The sequence below is a fragment of the Corallococcus sp. CA053C genome (assembly GCF_003611675.1).
Lineage (GTDB): Bacteria > Myxococcota > Myxococcia > Myxococcales > Myxococcaceae > Corallococcus.
In genome coordinates, this window is record NZ_RAWA01000009.1 from 31342 (window position 1) to 50005 (window position 18664).

Consider the following 18664-nt stretch of genomic DNA (forward strand, 5'->3'; position numbering starts at 1 on the left):
TCTCGGTTTCGAAGGATGGCTCCATGAGCACTGACACCCTCTCCGAAGTGGAAGGCATCGCGGTCATCGGTCTGGGCGGACGTCTGCCCGGCGCGAAGACCATCGCCGAGTTCTGGAAGAACCTCACCGGCGGCGTGGAGAGCATCACCTTCTTCACCGACGAGGAGCTCATCGCCGAGGGCGCGGACCCGGCCATGGTGCGCGCGCCCAACTACGTGAAGGCGCGCGGCACGCTGGGCGACACGGATCAGTTCGACGCGGCCTTCTTCGGCATGAACCCGCGCGAGGCCGCGCTGATGGATCCGCAGCACCGCGTCTTCCTGGAGTGCGCGTGGGAGGCGATGGAGAGCTCCGGCTACAGCCCGGAGCGCCAGCCCGGCCGCGTGGGCGTGTTCGGCGGCATGAGCATGAACACGTACCTGCTCTCCAACCTGTACTCGCACCTGGCGCACGTCGCGTCGGTGGAGAGCCTCCAGGCGTCCATCGGCAACGACAAGGACAGCCTGACGACGGAGGTGGCGTACCGGATGGACCTCAAGGGGCCCGCCGTCACGGTGCAGTCCTCGTCCTCCACGTCGCTCACCTGCATCCACTACGCCTGCCAGAGCCTGCTGTCGTTCGAGTGCGACATGGCGCTGGCCGGCGGCGTGTCCATCCACTTCCCGGAGAAGGCGGGCTACCTCTACCACGAGGGTGGCACCACGGCGCCGGACGGCCACTGCCACACCTTCGACGCTGAGGCGGAGGGCTTCGTCGCCGGCCACGGCGCGGCGGTGGTCGCGCTCAAGCGCCTGTCGGACGCGCTCAAGGACGGGGACACCGTCTACGCCGTCGTTCGCGGCTCGGCGGTGAACAACGACGGCTCGCAGAAGGTCAGCTACATGGCCCCGGCCGTCGCGGGGCAGGCGGAGGTCATCGCGCTGGCGCAGGCGGTGGCGAACGTGGAGCCGGACACCATCGGCTACGTGGAGGCGCATGGCACCGCGACCAAGGTGGGTGACCCCATCGAGGTGGCGGCGCTCACGCAGGCCTTCCGCCAGGGCACGGACAAGAAGAACTTCTGCGCGCTGGGGTCGGTGAAGAGCAACATCGGCCACCTGGACTCGGCCGCGGGCGCGGTGGGCTTCATCAAGGCGGCGCTGTCGCTGCACCACAAGAAGATCGTCCCCAGCCTCAACTTCAAGACGCCCAACCCGGCGTGCGACTTCCCCAACAGCCCGTTCTACGTGAACACGGAGCTGCGCGACTTCCCCAAGGGCGCCACCCCGCGCCGCGCGGGCGTCACGTCGCTGGGCATGGGCGGCACCAACGCGCACGCCATCCTGGAGGAGGCCCCGGAGCTCCCCGCCACCGACAAGCCCCGGCGCCCCGCGCAGGTGGTGCTGCTGTCGGCGCGCACGGAGGCCTCGCTGGAGGTGGCCACGGACCGGCTGGCGGCGCACCTGCGTGAGCACCCGGACACGGACCTCGCGGACGTGGCGTACACGCTCCAGCTGGGGCGCAAGCGCTTCGGCAAGCGCCGTGCGGTGGTGGCGCGCACGACGGCGGACCTGGCGGCGGCGCTCGCGGAGCGCACCCCGGGTCGCGTGTTCAGCGGCAGCGCGGAGAACAGCGGCCGTCCGGTGATGTTCCTCTTCTCCGGGCAGGGCTCGCAGTACGTGGACATGGGCAAGGGCCTGTACGCGCAGGAGCCCGTCTTCAAGGCCCAGGTGGACACCTGCGCGGAGAAGCTCAAGCCGCACCTGGGCCTGGACCTGCGCACGGTGCTCTACCCGTCCGCGGAGTCGCGCGAGATGGCGTCGGAGCGCCTCAAGCAGACGGGCCTCACCCAGCCGGCGCTGTTCGTCATCGAGTACGCGCTCGCGAAGCTGTGGGAGTCGTGGGGCGTGACGCCGCACGCGATGCTGGGGCACAGCATCGGTGAGTACGTGGCCGCGTGCCTCGCGGGCGTCTTCACCCTGGACGACGCGCTGGCGCTGGTCGCCGCGCGCGGCCGGCTGATGCAGTCGCTGCCCGCGGGCAGCATGCTCGCGGTGTCGCTGCCGGAAGAGCACGTGACGCCCATGCTGCCTCCGGGCCTGTCCGTGGCGGCGGTGAACAGCCCGTCCACCTGCGTCGTCGCCGGCCCCACGCCGCTGGTGGACGCGTTCGTGGAGACGCTCAACCTGCAGGGCCTGAACAGCTCGCGGCTACACACGTCGCACGCGTTCCACTCCGCGATGATGGACCCCATCCTGGACGCCTTCCGCGAGGCGGTGCGCAAGGTGGCCCGGCAGACACCGAAGAAGCCCTACCTGTCCAACGTCACCGGCACCTGGGTGACGTCCGAGCAGGCCACGAGCCCCGACTACTGGGCGAAGCACCTGCGCGGCGCGGTGCGCTTCGCGGACGGCGTGGCGGAGCTGCTGAAGGAGTCGGACGCCATCCTGCTGGAGGTGGGCCCGGGCAACACGCTCGCCACCCTGGCGCGGCAGCACCCCGACAAGGGCGCGCGGCATGCGCTGCTCAACTCGCTGCGCCACCCGAAGGAGCAGCACGACGACCTGGACCACGGGCTGGGCACGCTGGGCCGGCTGTGGCTGGAGGGCGTGGAGCCGGACTGGGATGCGTTCCGGGGCGAGGAGCGCCGCCGTCGCATCGCGCTGCCCACCTCTCCCTTCGAGCGGCAGCGTCACTGGGTGGATCCGCGCAAGGACACCGCGGCTGTCGACGGCGAGCGCGCCGAGTGGGTGTCCGCGGATCAGAAGCAGCCCGTGGCCCGCTGGTTCTACCTGCCGTCGTGGCAGCGCGCCCTGCCGCCCCCGAAGAGCGCCTGGAGCGAGAAGAAGGCCACGTGGTGGCTGTTCCTCCCGGACGAGGACGCCACGGGCTCCGGTGAAGGCCTGGGCGCGCGGCTCGCGCTGAAGCTGGGCGAGGCCGGTCAGGACGTCGTGCGCATCACGCCGGGCGTCGCGACGGCGAAGCGCGACGAGCACCACTGGACGCTCGCGCTGGGGGGTGAGGGCACGCTGCTGGAGGCGCTCACCGCGCAGGGCCGCGCGCCGGACCACGTCCTGCACCTGGGCACGCTGGCTGTCGGCGACGCGCAGGGCGAGGCGGGCTTCGAGTCCGCGCTCGGCAAGGGCTTCCTCGGGCTGATGGGGCTGGCGCAGGCGCTGGGGCGTCAGCCCGGCACGCGGCCGGTGTCGCTGGTCGCCGTCACGAACCGCATGCAGGCGCTGGGTGAAGAGGCGCCCAACCCGGAGCTGGCCACGGTGCTGGGCCCGGTGCGCGTGATTCCGCAGGAGTACGGGCACCTGTCCGCCAAGGCCGTGGACCTGCGCCTGCCTCCCGCGGGCAGCTGGCAGGAGACGGCGCTCGTGGAGTCGCTGCTGTCCGAGGCCGCGACGCCGTCCAAGCTGGAGAACGTCATCGCCTACCGTGGCGGCGCCCGCTGGGTGCAGACGTTCGAGTCGGTGCCGGCGGACGCGCCCCGCGCCGCGCAGATTCCGCTGCGCGAGGGCGGCGTGTACCTGCTCATCGGCGGGTTCGGCACGCTGGGCTTCGCGCATGCGAAGTCGCTCGCGAAGCGGGTGAAGGCGAAGCTCGTCATCGCTGGCCGCACGGGCCTGCCGGAGCGTGCGCAGTGGGACGCGCACCTCGCGGCGAACCCGGAGCACAACCCCGTGGCCCGCCGCATCCAGCAGGTGCTGGAGCTGGAGGCGCTGGGCGCTCAGGTCCATGTCGTCAGCGCGGACGCGGCCAACAAGGTCCAGCTCCAGGCGGCGGTGGACGCGGCGGTGTCGCGCTTCGGCGCGCTGCACGGCGTGGTGTTCGCGGCGGGTGACGTGGGCCAGGCGCTCTTCCGGGCCATCCCGGACACCCGGCCGGAGGACGTGCGCGACACCTTCCACGGCCGCGTGCGCGGGCTGTACGCGCTGGAGGAGGCGCTGCGCGGACGCTCGCTGGACTTCTGCCTGCTGTCGTCGTCGCTGGCGGCGGTGCTGGGCGGCCTGGGGCTGGCGTCGTACGCGGCGGCCACGTCGTTCATGGATGCCTTCGCCACGAAGCAGTCCCAGACGACGCCGGTGCCGTGGATGAGCGTGGGCTGGGACGCGTGGAAGTTCGAGTCCCACGCCGAGGGCACGCAGAGCCCGTTCGGCGCGCTGGCCATCACGCTCTCCGAGGGCGAGGACGCCTTCGAGCAGCTGTTCCAGCTGGGCGCCGTGTCCCACGTGGCGGTGTCCACGAGCAACCTGCGCGCCCGCGCTCGCAAGTGGGCGCAGCCGGCGGCCACGGCGGAGTCAGCGGCGGCGGCGAAGCAGGAGGCGGGCTCGTCCCTGGGCACCACGCCCCGGCCCACGCTCCAGAACGCCTACGTGCCTCCGCGCGACGCGCTGGAGGAGAAGATCGCCCACCTGTGGGAGACGACGCTCGGCATCGCGCAGGTGGGCGTGCACGACAACTTCTTCGAGCTGGGTGGCAACTCGCTCGTGGGCGTGAAGTTGATTGCCCGCGTGCGTGAGCAGTTCGGCGTCGCGCTGCCGGCCGTCACGCTCTACGAGGGCCCCACGGTGGGCGCGCTGGCGAAGCTGCTCAAGGCCGCCACCGGCGCCGAGGACCCGGACGCCGTGCCCGAAGACGCCGAGGCGCTCAGCCGCGGAGAGCGCCGCCGCGCGCGCCGCGCGAACCGCCGGGGCGATGGCGCCTCCGACGAGGAGCCGTAAGCCCCCCTGCTGGCCCCACCCTTTCGCTGACCCGAAGAGCACACCCCATGTCCGCTGACACGAACATCGACGCGCAGGCCATCGCCATCGTCGGCATGGCCGGACGCTTCCCCGGCGCCCCTGACCTGGACACCTTCTGGCGCAACCTGCGCGAAGGCGTGGAGTCCATCCACCCCGTGCCCGACGCGGAGCTGGAGAAGCTGGGCGTGGACCCCGTCCTGCGCAAGGACCCGCGCCACGTGAAGGCCAGCGCGGCGCTGGAGGGCATGGAGCTGTTCGACGCGGGCTTCTTCGGCTTCACGCCCCGCGAGGCGGAGCTGATGGATCCGCAGCACCGCGTCTTCCTGGAGTGCGCGTGGGAGGCGCTGGAGAAGGCGGGCCACACGCCGGAGGGCTTCGACGGCTCCATCGGCGTGTTCGCGGGCGCGTCCACGAACACGTACCTCGTGTTCCATCTGGTCCCCAACTTCGACCAGCTGAGCGGCATGGATCAGGTGCAGGTGGACGTGAGCAACGGCGGCGACTTCCTCGCCACCCGCGTCGCGTACAAGCTCAACCTGCGCGGGCCCAGCTACTCCATCACCAGCGCGTGCTCCACGTCGCTCGTGGCCACGCACGCGGCCTGCCAGAGCCTGCTCAACGAGGAGTGCGACGTCGCGCTCGCGGGCGGCGTCTCCGTGCACGTGAAGCACCCGGAGGGCTACCCCTACGTGCCCGGCGGCATCGTGTCCCCGGACGGCCACTGCCGCGCGTTCGACGCGAAGGCGGAGGGCACGGTGTTCGGCAGCGGCGTGGGCGTGGTGGTGCTCAAGCGGCTGGCGGACGCGCTCGCGGACGGCGACCACATCCACGCCATCATCAAGGGCTCCGCCATCAACAACGACGGCGCCATGAAGGTGGGCTTCACCGCCCCCAGCGTGGAGGGCCAGGCCACCGTCATCAGCGAGGCCCTGGGCGCCGCGGGCGTGGCGCCGGAGAGCATCGGCTACCTGGAAGCGCACGGAACCGGCACGAAGATGGGTGACCCCATCGAGGTGCGCGCGCTCAACAAGGCGTTCAAGTTCCGCTCCGCCGCCGCCAAGGCGAATCCCCCGAAGATTCCGGTGGGCTCGCTCAAGAGCAACATCGGACACCTGGCGAACGCGGCCGGCGTGTCCAGCCTCATCAAGGCCGTGCTGACGCTGGAGCACCGCCAGATTCCGCCCAGCCTCCACGTGACGGAGGTGAACCCGGAGATTCCGTTCGCGGGCGGCCCCTTCTTCGTCAACACGAAGCTCACCGACTGGCAGGCGAACCCCAAGCACCCGCGCCGCGCGGGCGTCAGCTCCTTCGGCGTGGGCGGCACCAACGCGCACGTCGTGCTGGAGGAGGCCCCCACGCTGCCCCCGTCCGGCGCCTCGCGGCCCGCGCAACTCGTGGTGCTGTCCGCCAAGAGCGACGCGGCGCTGGACGCGGCCACGCGCAACCTCGCCGCGCACCTGAAGGCGCACCCCGAGCAGGCGCTGGCGGACGTGGCCTTCACGCTCCAGACGGGCCGGCAGGCGATGGCGAAGCGGCGCGTGCTCATCTGCCGCGACCGGGACGACGCCCTGGCCGCGCTGGAGGTGGAGGGCAGCCCCCGCCTGTGGACGCAGGCGCCCGACGTGCAGGAGCGGCCGGTGGCCTTCCTGTTCCCCGGCCAGGGCTCGCAGTACGTGGGCATGGCGCGCGACCTGTACGCGTCCGAGCCCACGTTCAAGAAGCACCTGGACGCGTGCGCGGAGAAGCTGACGCCGCACCTGGGCCTGGACCTGCGCACGGTGCTCTTCCCGGAGGCCTCGAAGGCGGAGGCCGCGACGCAGGCCCTGTCGCGCACGGAGCTGACGCAGCCCGCGCTCTTCGTCGTCGAGTACGCGCTCGCGAAGCTGTGGATGGCCTGGGGCGTGAAGCCCTCCGCGATGATGGGACACAGCATCGGTGAGTACGTGGCCGCGTGCCTCGCGGGCGTGTTCTCGCTGGAGGACGCGCTGGCGCTGGTCGCCGCGCGCGGCAAGCTGATGCAGGGGCTGCCCGCGGGCGCGATGCTGTCCGCGCGCCTGGAGGAGTCCGCGCTCAAGCCGCTGCTCACGGGCGGGCTCGCCGTGGCGGCCGTCAACGCGCCGGGCTTCACCGTCGTGGCCGGTCCCACCGACGCGGTGGACGCGCTCCAGGCGAAGCTGGAAGCCCAGGGCGTGGAGGTGTCGCGGCTGCACACGTCGCACGCGTTCCACTCCGCGATGATGGACCCCATCCTCGCGCCCTTCACCGAGCGCGTGCGCCAGGTGAAGCTCAACGCCCCCACCCTGCCCTTCCTGTCCAACGTGACGGGCACCTGGATTGAGGCCGGGCAGGCGACCGACCCGGGCTACTGGGCCACGCACCTGCGGCAGGCGGTGCGCTTCTCCGCGGGGCTTCAGGAGCTGGGGCGCAAGTGGCCGCAGGCGGCCTTCCTGGAGGTCGGCCCGGGCACGGTGCTGGCGACACTGGCCAAGCAGCAGCCGGGCGCGGAAGGACGCGTCCTGGTCAGCACCACGCGCCACCCGCGCGAGCAGACGCCGGACCTCCCGGTGCTGCTGGGCGCGCTGGGCCGGCTGTGGCTGGGCGGCGTGTCGGTGGACTGGAAGGGCTTCGCGGGCCACGAGCAGCGCCGCCGCGTGCCGCTGCCCACCTACCCCTTCCAGCGCGAGCGCTACTGGATCGAAGCGAAGCCCCTGGGCACGGCAGGCTCGGCCCGCACGGACGCACCCGCGTCGCTGACGAAGCGCGCGGACGTGGCGGACTGGTTCTACGCGCCGTCGTGGAAGCTCGCGCCGCTGCCTCGCGCGAAGGCGCAGGACGCGCAAGAAGGCGGCTGGCTGGTGTTCGCGGACGACACCGGCGTGGCGGACGCGCTCGCGCCGAAGCTGGGCGGGACCGTCTACCGGGTGGTGCCGGGAACGAAGTTCGAGCAGCGCCCGGATGGCACGTACACGGTGGATCCGAAGCACCTCCAGGACTACTGCTCGCTGATGGACGCGCTGAAGAAGCAGGGCCGCGCGTTCGCGAACGTGGTGCACCTGTGGAGCCTGTCGCGCGAGCCCGCCTCGCAGGCGACGACGCTGGAGCTTGGCTTCCACAGCCAGCTCTTCCTCGCCCGCGCGCTGGGAGAGGCGGGCCACCTCGAGCCGCTCACCTGGTCCGTGGTGACGAGCCGCTCGGCGCGCGTGGAGCAGTCGGACGCGCGGCTGCCGGAGCAGGCGCTGCTCGTGGGTCCGACGCGCGTGCTGCCGCAGGAGTACCCGCACCTCGCCTGCCGCTTCGTGGACGTGGTGCCCGGCGACGCGGGTGCGGTGGCGGACCGGCTGGCGGCGGAGCTGCGCGCGGAGGTGCGTGACGCGGTGGTGGCCCTGCGCGGTCGTCAGCGCTGGGTGCAGACCTTCGAGCCCGTGCGCCTGGAGGCCGGCGCGGACGTGCTGCGCGACGGCGGCGTGTACCTCATCACCGACGGCCTCACCGGCATCGGCCATGCGCTCGCGTCCGAGCTGGCGACGGTGCACCACGCGAAGCTGACGCTGGTGGAGACGACGGACTTCCCCAGCCGGGGCCAGTGGGCCGCCTGGGTGGAGAAGCACGGCGTGGACGACGCGGTGAGCCGCCGCATCCAGCGCGCCCAGGCCCTGGAGCGCACGGGCGTGGAGCTGCTGGTGGTCCCCGCGGCCCTCACCGACGTGGAGTCCATGCGCGGCGTGGTGGACACGACGACGGCGCGCTTCGGCCGCATCGACGGCGTCATCCACGCGGCGGGCGGCATGCAGGGCGCCACCCTGGGCACCATCGCGGAGACGGGGCCGGACAAGGTGGACTGGCACTTCCGCCCGCAGGTGCACGGCGTGCGCGTGCTGCAGCAGGTGCTGCCCGCGGAAGGCCCCGCCTTCTGCCTCCTCGTGTCGTCGCTGTCGTCGGTGCTGGGCGGCCTGGGCCAGGTCGCGCAGGCGTCCGCCAGCGCCTTCATGGATGCCTTCGCGGAAGGGCTCAGCGAGACGTCCGCCTACCCGTGGCTCAGCGTGGACTGGGACGCGTGGCAGTTCGAGGATGACCGCGCCATGGCGGAGCTCAGCCCCGCGCTGGCCCGCTTCGCCATCCAGCCCGCGGAGGGCCTGGAGGCGCTGCACCGCGCGCTCGCGCACGGAGAGGGAGGCCGGCTCGCGGTCTCCACCGGCGACCTCACCGCGCGCCGCCGCCAGGGCCCGCGCCCCACGAAGGCGGATGCGAAGGGGAAGCAGGACGCCTCGCGCGGCAAGCACGCGCGGCCGTCCATCCTCACGCCCTACCTGGCGCCTCGCACGGAGCTGGAGAAGACCGTGGCGGGCATCTGGGAGCAGGTGCTGGGCATCGACGGCATCGGCATCCACGACAACTTCTTCGAGCTGGGCGGACACTCGCTGCTGGCCACGCAGCTGCGCAATCACATCCACGCGGTGCTGAAGGTGGACCTGTCACTGCGCGGCCTCTTCGAGACGCCCACCGTGGCGGGCGTCGCCGGGCGCGTGGAGCAGGAGTTGGGCAAGCGCTCCACCGCGACGGAGAAGCCCATCGCGGAGCGCCTGCGCACCGCGTTCCCCACCGAGCGCCCCGCCCTGCTGACGGAGTACCTGCGCCACCACATCTCCGAAGGCCTGCGCATCCCGCTGGAGCAGCTCCCCGCCGACGGCAGCCTCAAGGGCTATGACCTGCACGCCCTGGGCGCGGAGCTGGAGTACGACCTGCGGCAGGACTTCAAGTTCCAGCTCTACCCGCACGAGGTGCAGGCGCACCCGTCCATCCCGGAGCTGTCGAAGTACCTGCTGGTGGAGATGGACCGGCTGACGGATCCGCAGCGCTTCGCGGAAGGCAAGCCGCTGTCGGACTACCCGCTCAAGCCCTACCGGGCCCAGGGCACCGGAAAGGCGCGCACCAACACGGCGAAGAAGAACCCGCCGATGGTGTTCGTGCACTCCAGCCCCCGCGCGGGCTCCACGCTGTTCCGCGTGATGCTCGCGGGACACCCCCGGCTGTTCTGCCCGCCGGAGGTGAACCTGCTGTTCTTCGAGAGCATGCGCGAGTGGCGCGAGAACATCGGCTTCGGCAGCGAGATGGAGTGGACCACGGGCGGTCTGCAGTGGGCCTTCATGGAGCTGGAGAAGCTGGACTCGGCCGCGGGCGCCGGCCTGGTGGACCGGCTGGTCGCGGACGACGTCTCCGCGCAGGAGGTCTACCGCCGCCTGCAGGAGAAGTCCGCGCCCCGGCTGCTCGTGGACAAGACGCCCACGTACGCCATGGACGTGGAGACGCTCCAGCGCGCGGAGCAGATGTTCGACGGCAACAAGTACATCTACCTCTACCGGCACCCGCTGCCGGTGATGGAGTCCATCCTCCGGATGCGTTTTGACCGGCTCTTCGCCGCCGGCCTCTTCGGCGACGCGGACGTGGACCCCTACGTGGTGGCGGAGACGGTGTGGGCGCTGTCCAACCGCAACCTGCTCAACTTCTTCGACGGTATCGGCCGTGAGCGCTGCCACTGGGTCGCGTACGAGGACCTGGTCGCGGACCCCACGAAGGTGATGACGGGCGTGTGCGACTTCCTGGGCCTGTCCTTCGACGAGCGCATGGTGCAGCCGTACGACGGCAAGAAGGACCGGATGATGGGCGGCCTGGGCGACCCCAACATCCTCCAGCACCAGGGCATCGAGAAGAAGCTGGGCGAGTCCTGGAAGCGCATCAAGTGGCCCCGCGCCTTCGACGCGTCCACCCACGCGGTGATCGAACGCCTGGGCTACTCCGTGGAGGGCGCGACGCCCGCCGCGGTGCCCGCCGCCGCGACGCTGTCGGCCCCCGCGCCAAAGCAGAAGCTCACGCCCGCGGAGGCGGAGAAGCTGCTGGAGAACATGGATCAGCTGTCGGACGAGCAGGTGGCGGAGCTGCTCGCGGTGATGGAAGACGCGGGCGGCGCGGGTGGCGGCGGCGGCAGCAGTGACGAGGAAGCAGCCTGACATGGCGTTGACGCCCGAAGAGAAGCGAGCCCGGCTGGCGCAGCTCCTGAAGGACAAGACGCGCCCCGCCGCGAAGCAGGCGCCCCTGTCCTTCGCGCAGGAGCGGATGTGGTTCCTGGACAAGTGGAGCCCCGGCAGCGCGGCGTTCCACATGCCCACCGCGGTGCGCCTGTCCGGCACCGTGGACGTGGAGGCGCTGCGCCGCGCCCTGGCCGTGCTGGTGGAGCGGCACGACACGCTGCGCACCACCTTCCAGGAGCGCGAAGGCCGCGCGATGCAGATCATCGCGCCCACCGGAGAGGTGTCGCTGGAGGTGATGGACCTCCAGGGACTGCCGGAGTCCGAGCGCGAGGCGGAGGCCCAGCGGCGCGTCGTCTCGCTCGCGCAGCAGCCCTTCCAGTTGGAGCAGGGCCCGCTGTTGCGCACGGTGCTGATGATCCTGGGCGGCGGTGAGCAGGTGTTGCTGGTGGATCAGCACCACATCGTCTCCGACGGCTGGTCCATGGGCGTGCTCGTGCACGAACTGGCCATGTCGTACCGGGCGTGCCTGGAGGGCCAGCCCCCGCCGCTGAACCCGCTGCCCTTGCAGTACGCGGACTGGGCGGCGTGGCAGCGCGACTGGCTCCAGGGCGCGGAGCTGGAGCGTCAGCTTGCGTACTGGAAGGGAAGGCTCAACCCGCACGCGCTGCTGGAGCTGCCCGCGGACAAGCCGCGTCCGGCGCTGATGAGCTCCAAGGGCGCGCGGCAGGTGATGCACCTGTCCCCCGCCCTCACCCAGGCGCTCAAGGCGCTGGGCCAGCGCGAGGGCCGCACGCTCTTCGTCACCCTGCTGTCCGCCTTCAACGTCCTGCTGTCGCGCTACACCGGCCAGGAGGACATCGTGGTGGGCACGCCCATCGCGGGCCGTCCGCGCGCGGAGGTGGAAGGGCTCATCGGCCTGTTCGTGAACATGCTGGCGCTGCGCTCGGACCTGTCCGGCCGGCCGTCCTTCCGCGAGCTGATGGGCCGCGTGCACGAGTCCACGCTGGACGCGTACGCGCACCAGGACATCCCCTTCGAGCGGCTGGTGGACGCGCTCAAGCCGGAGCGCCACCTCAGCCACACGCCCATCTTCCAGGTGATGTTCGTCCTCCAGAACGCGCCCATGCCGGCCCTGGAGGCCCCGGGCGTGGTGATGGAGGCGAAGCCGGTGGACACCGGCACGACGAAGTACGACCTGTCCCTGCTGCTGGTGGACCTGCCGCAGGGCCTGCGCGTCATCGCCGAGTACAGCACCGACCTCTTCGAGCCGGCCACCGCCGAGCGCCTGCTCGGGCACTACCAGACGCTGCTGGAAGGCATTGTCGCGCAGCCGGACCTGTCCATCTCCAGCCTGCCGCTGCTGCCCGAGGGCGAGCGCCACCGCGTGCTGAAGGCGTGGAACGACACCGCCGTCACCCACCCGGCGGAGGCCACGCTGACGTCGCTCATCGAAGCGCAGGTGGCGCGCACGCCGGACGCGGTGGCCCTGGAGTTCGAGGGCACGCGCCTCACCTACCGGGAGCTGGACGCTCGCGCGAACCAGCTGGCACACGCCCTGCGCAAGCATGGCGTGGGGCCGGAGGTCCGCGTGGGCCTCTGCGTGGAGCGCTCGCTGGAGATGGTGGTGGGCCTGCTGGGCACGCTCAAGGCCGGTGGAGCCTACGTGCCGTTGGACCCGGGCTATCCGCAGGAGCGCCTGGGCTGGATGCTGGAGGACGCGCGGCCTCCCGTGCTGCTCGTGCAGGAGCGGCTTTTGTCGCGCCTGCCGCCGTCCCCGGGCACGCAGGTGGTGTCGCTGGACACAGGCTGGGCGGAGATCGCCCGCGAGCCCACCACCGCGCCCGCGCCGCTCGCGACGCCGGATGCGCTGGCGTACATCATCTTCACGTCCGGCAGCACCGGCCGCCCCAAGGGCGCGATGAACGCGCACGGCCCGGTGGTCAACCGCCTCTTGTGGATGCAGTCCGCGTACCGGCTCACGCCCGACGACGTGGTGCTCCAGAAGACGCCCTTCAGCTTCGACGTGTCGGTGTGGGAGTTCTTCTGGCCGCTGATGACGGGCGCGAAGCTCGTGGTCGCGAAGCCCGGTGGGCACCAGGATCCCGCGTACCTTGCTGGGTTGATCAACTCCGCGGCCGTGACGACGCTGCACTTCGTGCCCTCCATGCTCCAGGCGTTCCTGGACGAGCCGGGCGTCGAGGGCTGCACGTCGCTCAAGCGCGTGGTGTGCAGCGGTGAGGCGCTGCCCCTGGAGCTGAAGGAGCTGTGCCTGCGCAAGCTGCCGGGCGCCGGGTTGCACAACCTGTATGGCCCCACCGAGGCCGCGGTGGACGTCACGTTCCACGCGTGCCAGCCGAACGACGGGCGCCGCTCGGTGCCCATCGGGCGGCCAGTGGACAACACGCAGATTCGCATCCTGGACGCGGAGCTGCAGCCGGTGCCGCAGGGCGCGGCGGGCGAGCTGTACATCGGCGGCGTGCAGGTGGGGCGCGGCTACCTGGCGCGGCCTTCGCTCACCGCCGAGCGCTTCATCCCCGACCCGTACGCGACGACGCCGGGCGCGCGCCTGTACCGCACGGGCGACGTGGCGCGGTGGCTGCCCGACGGTGAAGTCGAGTACCTGGGTCGCGCGGACTTCCAGGTGAAGATCCGCGGCCTGCGCATCGAGCTGGGCGAAATCGAAGCCTCGCTGGAGAAGCACCCGTCGGTGCGGCAGGCGGTGGTGCTCGCGCGCGAGGACCGGCCAGGCCAGAAGCGACTCGTCGCGTACGTCACCGGCAGGGAGTCCACGCCGGAGGCGGGCGTGCTGCGCGCCTTCCTGCTGGAGCGGCTGCCCGAGTACATGGTGCCGTCCAACGTGGTGGTGCTGGAGCGCATGCCGCTCAGCCCCAACGGCAAGGCGGACCGCAAGGCGCTGCCGGCGCCGGAGCTGGGGGGCGCGGATCCGTCGCGGCCCTTCGTGGCGCCGGGGACGGCCATCGAGCAGCAGATCGCCCAGGCGTGGAAGGACCTGCTCCACGTGGAGCGGGTGGGCCTGGACGACCCCTTCTTCGAACTGGGTGGCAACTCGCTGCTCGCCCTCCAGCTCCACCGGCGGTTGACGGCGGAGCTGGGCGTGCAGCTGGCACTCACGGACCTCTTCCAGTACCCCACCGTGCGGGCACTGGCGACGCGGCTGTCGCGTCGGGAGGAGCAGCCCTCGGAGGACGCGGCGCAGTCGGGCCGCTCCCGTGCCGAGGCGCGGCGCACGGTCAACCGACGCGCGGCGGGTTCGCGCGGCCGGGCTGAGACGACGGACGGAGACGCGGATGAGTGACGCAGTGGGTGGTGGCGAAGAGCGCATCGCAATCGTCGGCCTGTCCGGCCGCTTTCCGGGGGCCCGGGACCTGGAGGGGTTCTGGGAGATGTTGAGGCGCGGAGGCGATGCACGCCGCGTCCCCACGGACGCGGAGCTGGACGAGGCGGGCGTGCCCCCCGCCCTGCGTGCGCACCCCCAGTGGGTGCGCTCCAGCTACGTGCTGGACGGCGCGACGGACTTCGACGCGGGCCTCTTCGGCTACAGCCCGCGCGAGGCGGAGCTGATGGACCCGCAGCAGCGCATCTTCATGGAGTGCGCGTGGGAGTCGTTGGACCACGCCGGCTATGACCCGGGCCGCTTCAAGGGCGCGGTGGCCGTCTACGCCAGCGTGAGCCTGAGCTCGTACCTGCTGCGCGCGCTGATGCGGCAGCCAGACCTGATGGACGCGACGGGTTCGTTCGGCCTGATGCTGGCCAACGACAAGGACTACGTGGCGACGCGCGTGTCCCACCGGCTGGGCCTCCGGGGCCCCTCGGCGACGGTGCAGACGGCGTGCTCCAGCTCGCTGGTGGCGCTCCACCTGGCGTGCCAGAGCCTGCTGTCGGGCGAGAGCGACATGGCGCTCGCGGGCGGCAGCTCCGTGTCCTTTCCGCAGACGGCGGGCTACCTCTACCAGGAGGGGATGATCTTCTCGCCGGACGGCTACTGCCGCGCGTTCGACGCGAAGGCCCACGGCACCGTGCGCGGCGCAGGCGCGGCGGTGGTGGTGCTCAAGCGGCTGTCGGATGCCGTGAAGGACGGCGACACCATCCACGGCGTACTGCTGGGCACGGCGGTGAACAACGACGGCGCGGGCAAGGTGGGCTTCACCGCCCCCAGCGTGGAAGGCCAGGCCGCCGTCATCGCGGAGGCGCTCGCCATCGCGGGCGTCACGCCCGGGGACATCCAGTACGTGGAGGCCCACGCCACGGGCACCCCGCTGGGCGACCCGATTGAAGTGGCCGCGCTGAACCAGGCCTTCGGTGGCAAGGAGACGGGCACGCAGCGCGTGGCGCTGGGCTCGCTCAAGGCGGCCATCGGCCACCTGGACGCGGCGGCCGGCATCGCGGGCGTCGTGAAGACGGTGCTCGCGCTGGAGCACGGCGAGCTTCCCGCGAGCCCCCACTTCCGGCAGGCCAACCCCGTCATCGACTTCGACGGCGGGCCTTTCTTCGTGCCCTCGGAGCCCCGGCCGTGGAAGTCCCCGGACGGGCCGCGCCGCGCGGGCGTGAGCGCCTTTGGCATTGGCGGCACCAACGCGCACGTCGTGCTGGAGGAGGCCCCGAAGGCGCCGGCCCCCGCGCCGTCGCGCCGCGCGTGGCACGTGCTGCCGCTGTCCGGCCGCACGCCCGCCGCGCTGGAAGAGGCGACGACGCGGCTGGCCGCGTACCTGGACGCGCACCCCACGCTGCCGCTGGCGGACGTGGCCTACACGCTCCAGGTGGGCCGCCACGCGCACGAGCACCGCCGGGCCGTGGTGTGCCGCGACACCGCGGACGCCCGGGCCGCGCTGCGCGACGCGCGCCGGTTGCTCGGAGGCTCGGGCACCAACACGCGCCGGCCGGTGGTGTTCCTCTTCTCCGGCCAGGGTTCGCAGTACGTGGACATGGGCCGGGGCCTGTATGAGCAGGAGCCCGCCTTCCGCGCGGAGGTGGACGCCTGCGCGCAGAAGCTCCAGCCGCACCTGGGGCTGGACCTGCGCACCGTGCTCTACCCGTCCGCGGACGCACGCGAGCAGGCCACCGAGCAGTTGCGCAAGACGTCCCTGACGCAGCCCGCGCTGTTCGTCATCGAGTACGCGCTCGCGAAGCTGTGGGCGTCGTGGGGCGTGACGCCGCAGGCGATGGTGGGCCACAGCATTGGCGAGTACGTGGCCGCGTGCCTCGCGGGTGTCTTCACCCTGGACGATGCGCTGGCGCTCGTCGCCACGCGGGGCCGCCTGATGCAGTCGCTGCCCGCGGGCGCGATGCTGTCCGTGCGGATGACGCCGGAGGCCGTGAAGCCGCTGATGGACGCGCGCCTCTCCGTGGCCGCCGTCAACGCGCCGGGCTTCACCGTCGTGGCCGGTCCCACCGACGCGGTGGACGCGCTCCAGGCGAAGCTCGCGGCGCAGGGCGTGGAGGTGTCGCGGCTGCACACGTCGCACGCGTTCCACTCCCCGATGATGGACCCCATCGTGGAGGAGTTCCGGCAGGCGGTGGCCAAGGTCGCTCGCAAGGCGCCGAAGGACCTCTACCTGTCCAACGTCACCGGCACGCACGTCACCGCCGAGGACGCCGTCAGCCCCGCGTACTGGGCCCGCCACCTGCGGGACGCCGTGCGCTTCCAGGACTCCGCGACGCAGCTGCTCGCGGATCCGGAGCACGTCTTCCTGGAGGTCGGACCGGGCAACTCGCTGGCGACGCTCGTGCGCAAGAACGCTCCGGAGGGGACCTTCCCGGCCATCCTCACGTCGCTGCCCGCGCCGCGCGACGCCCAGCAGGACGCGCTCGCGCACGCCACGGACGCTGCCGCGCGGCTGTGGCTCGCGGGCGCGAAGACGAACCTCTCCCGCGTCTACAAGGGCGAGGCCCGCCGCCGCATCCCCCTGCCCGCCTACCCCTTCCAGCGCGAGCGCTACGACCTGCTCAAGGGCGCGCCGTCCGCGCTGCCCCGCGCCACGGCCACGGCGACCGGGTCCGCGTTGAGCACGACGGCCCAGGGCGTGGAGCTGTCCGTGCCCACGTGGCCGCGCACGCAGGCCTCGCCCCAGGTCCCGTCGCTCGCGGGCCAGCGCTGGCTGGTGCTGGAGTCGGACACGCCGGTGGCCGCGCGCGTGACGGAGCGCCTGCGGCTCGCGGGCGCGGACGTGGTGTCGCTCGTCGCCAGCTCGGGGACGGGCACGTCGGATCCGGTGGCGAAGTGCTTCGCCGTGGATCCCTCCCAGCCTGAAGCCCTGACCGAACACCTGGAGCGCCTGCGTGGCGAGGGCTGGGCGCCTGAACACGTCGCGTACCTGTGGCCGCTGGTGAAGGAACCCCGCGACCTGGACGCGGGCCTCGGGCTGTCCTTCCACGGCCTGCTCGCGCTGGCGAAGACGCTGGGCCCGGGCGCCGCGAAGGCACCGGTGACGCTGGACGTGGTGACCACCGGCGCGCAGGACGTCACGGGCGAGGAGCCCCTGGTGCCCTGGCAGTCCGCCGCCGTGGGCGCCAGCCGCGTGCTGCCGCAGGAGTACCCGGGCCTCACGGTGCGCACCGTGGACGTCACCCTCCCCACGCCGGACGCGTCCGCTTCCGGTCCGTGGCTGGAGCGGCTGGTGACGGAGCTGTCCTCCGGCCGCGAGCCGGTGGTCGCGCTGCGCGGCCCGTACCGCCACGTGGAGTCGTTCGAGCCCGTGGCCGTGCCGTCGGCATCGGCGGCGCTGAAGTCCGGCGGGGTCTACGTCATCGTCGGAGGCCTGGGGCGCGTGGGCTTCGCGCTCGCGGAGCAGCTCACCCAGGCGGTGAAGCCGAAGCTCGTCCTGCTGTCGCGCCGCGCGCTACCCGCTCCCAACGAGTGGGACGCGTGGCGCGCGGGCCATGACGCCCAGGACGCCACGTCCCGGATCATCGAGCGCGTGCGGTCGCTGGAGCAGGCGGGCGCGCAGGTGCTGGCGCTGCGCGCGGACGCGGGCGTGGCGGGTCAGTTGGACAAGGCGCTCCAGCTCGCGGAGTCGAAGTTCGGCCGCATCGACGGCGTCTTCTACGCGGCGGGTGACGGCGGCATGGCCACGCGCATCTCCGTGGCCGAGTCCTCACCGGAGGCCGCCGCGCCCCTGCTGTCGGGCCGGTTCGGAGGGCTGTCGCAGCTCGCCGAGGCGCTGGCGTCGCGCAGCCCCGACTTCGTCGTGGTGCAGTCGTCGCTCACCGTCGTGCTGGGCGGCATGGCCGTCAGCGCGGTGGCGGCGGCCCACGCCGGCATGGACGCGGTGGTGGCGCGCCAGGGCCGCGGCGGCGGCACCCGCTGGTACGCCGTGGACTGGGACGTGTGGGGCGTGGGCGAGGGCTTCCGTCCCGACGCCGTCATCTCCCCCTCGGAGGGCTTCCGCCTCCTGCGCGCGCTGCTCTCCCAGCCCACCGGTGGGCGCTACCTCGCGACGCTCGGCTCGCTGGCCGCGCGGCTCCAGGTGGCGCGCGAGGGCGCGGCGGCACCGCGTCCCGGGGCGGCGTCTGGCGGCAAGCATCCCCGGCCGCCGCTGGCCAACGCCTTCGTCGCTCCGCGCGACGAGACGGAGGAGCGCGTCGCGGGGCTGTGGCAGGAGCTGCTGGGCCTGGAGACGGTGGGCATCACCGACAACTTCTTCGAGCTGGGAGGCCACTCGCTGCTGGGCGTGCAGCTCTTGTCGCGCATCCGCGAGGCCTTCCAGGTGGAGCTGTCCATGCGCGCCCTCTTCGAGTCCCCCACCGTGGAGGTGATGACGGTGGCCATCGTCGAAGCGAGCGCCAGCCAGCTTGATCCCGAGGCCCTGGAAGCCATGCTCGCGGAGCTGGAGCAGGGCTGAAGTCCGCTGTTGGAATGCCCGGGCCCGCGCGCCCTCCCGTAGTACCGTGCGC

Annotated in this window: 4 protein-coding genes; all 4 read left to right on the forward strand. The window is 72.4% G+C overall.

The window, feature by feature from the left end:
* Positions 1-23: 23 nt before the first annotated feature.
* Genes D7V97_RS02575 through D7V97_RS02590 form a run of 4 tightly spaced genes read left to right on the forward strand, consistent with a single transcriptional unit; the run spans position 24 to position 18612 of the window.
* Complete coding sequence (locus D7V97_RS02575) at positions 24-4706, forward strand: type I polyketide synthase (protein WP_120608978.1); 4683 nt, start codon at positions 24-26, stop codon at positions 4704-4706.
* A gap of 47 nt (positions 4707-4753) precedes the next feature.
* Positions 4754-10732 carry a type I polyketide synthase gene (locus D7V97_RS02580; RefSeq protein WP_120608979.1) on the forward strand — a complete coding sequence of 1993 codons (5979 nt, stop codon included), beginning with the start codon at positions 4754-4756 and terminating at the stop codon, positions 10730-10732.
* Between the two features lies 1 nt (position 10733).
* Entirely contained in the window at positions 10734-14069 is a 3336-nt protein-coding gene (locus D7V97_RS02585; protein ID WP_233582472.1) for a non-ribosomal peptide synthetase, read from the forward strand.
* Positions 14062-18612, forward strand: coding sequence for a type I polyketide synthase (locus D7V97_RS02590; RefSeq protein ID WP_120608980.1), 4551 nt, complete (start codon positions 14062-14064; stop codon positions 18610-18612). Before D7V97_RS02585 ends, D7V97_RS02590 begins: the two co-directional genes overlap by 8 nt.
* Positions 18613-18664 lie beyond the last annotated feature (52 nt).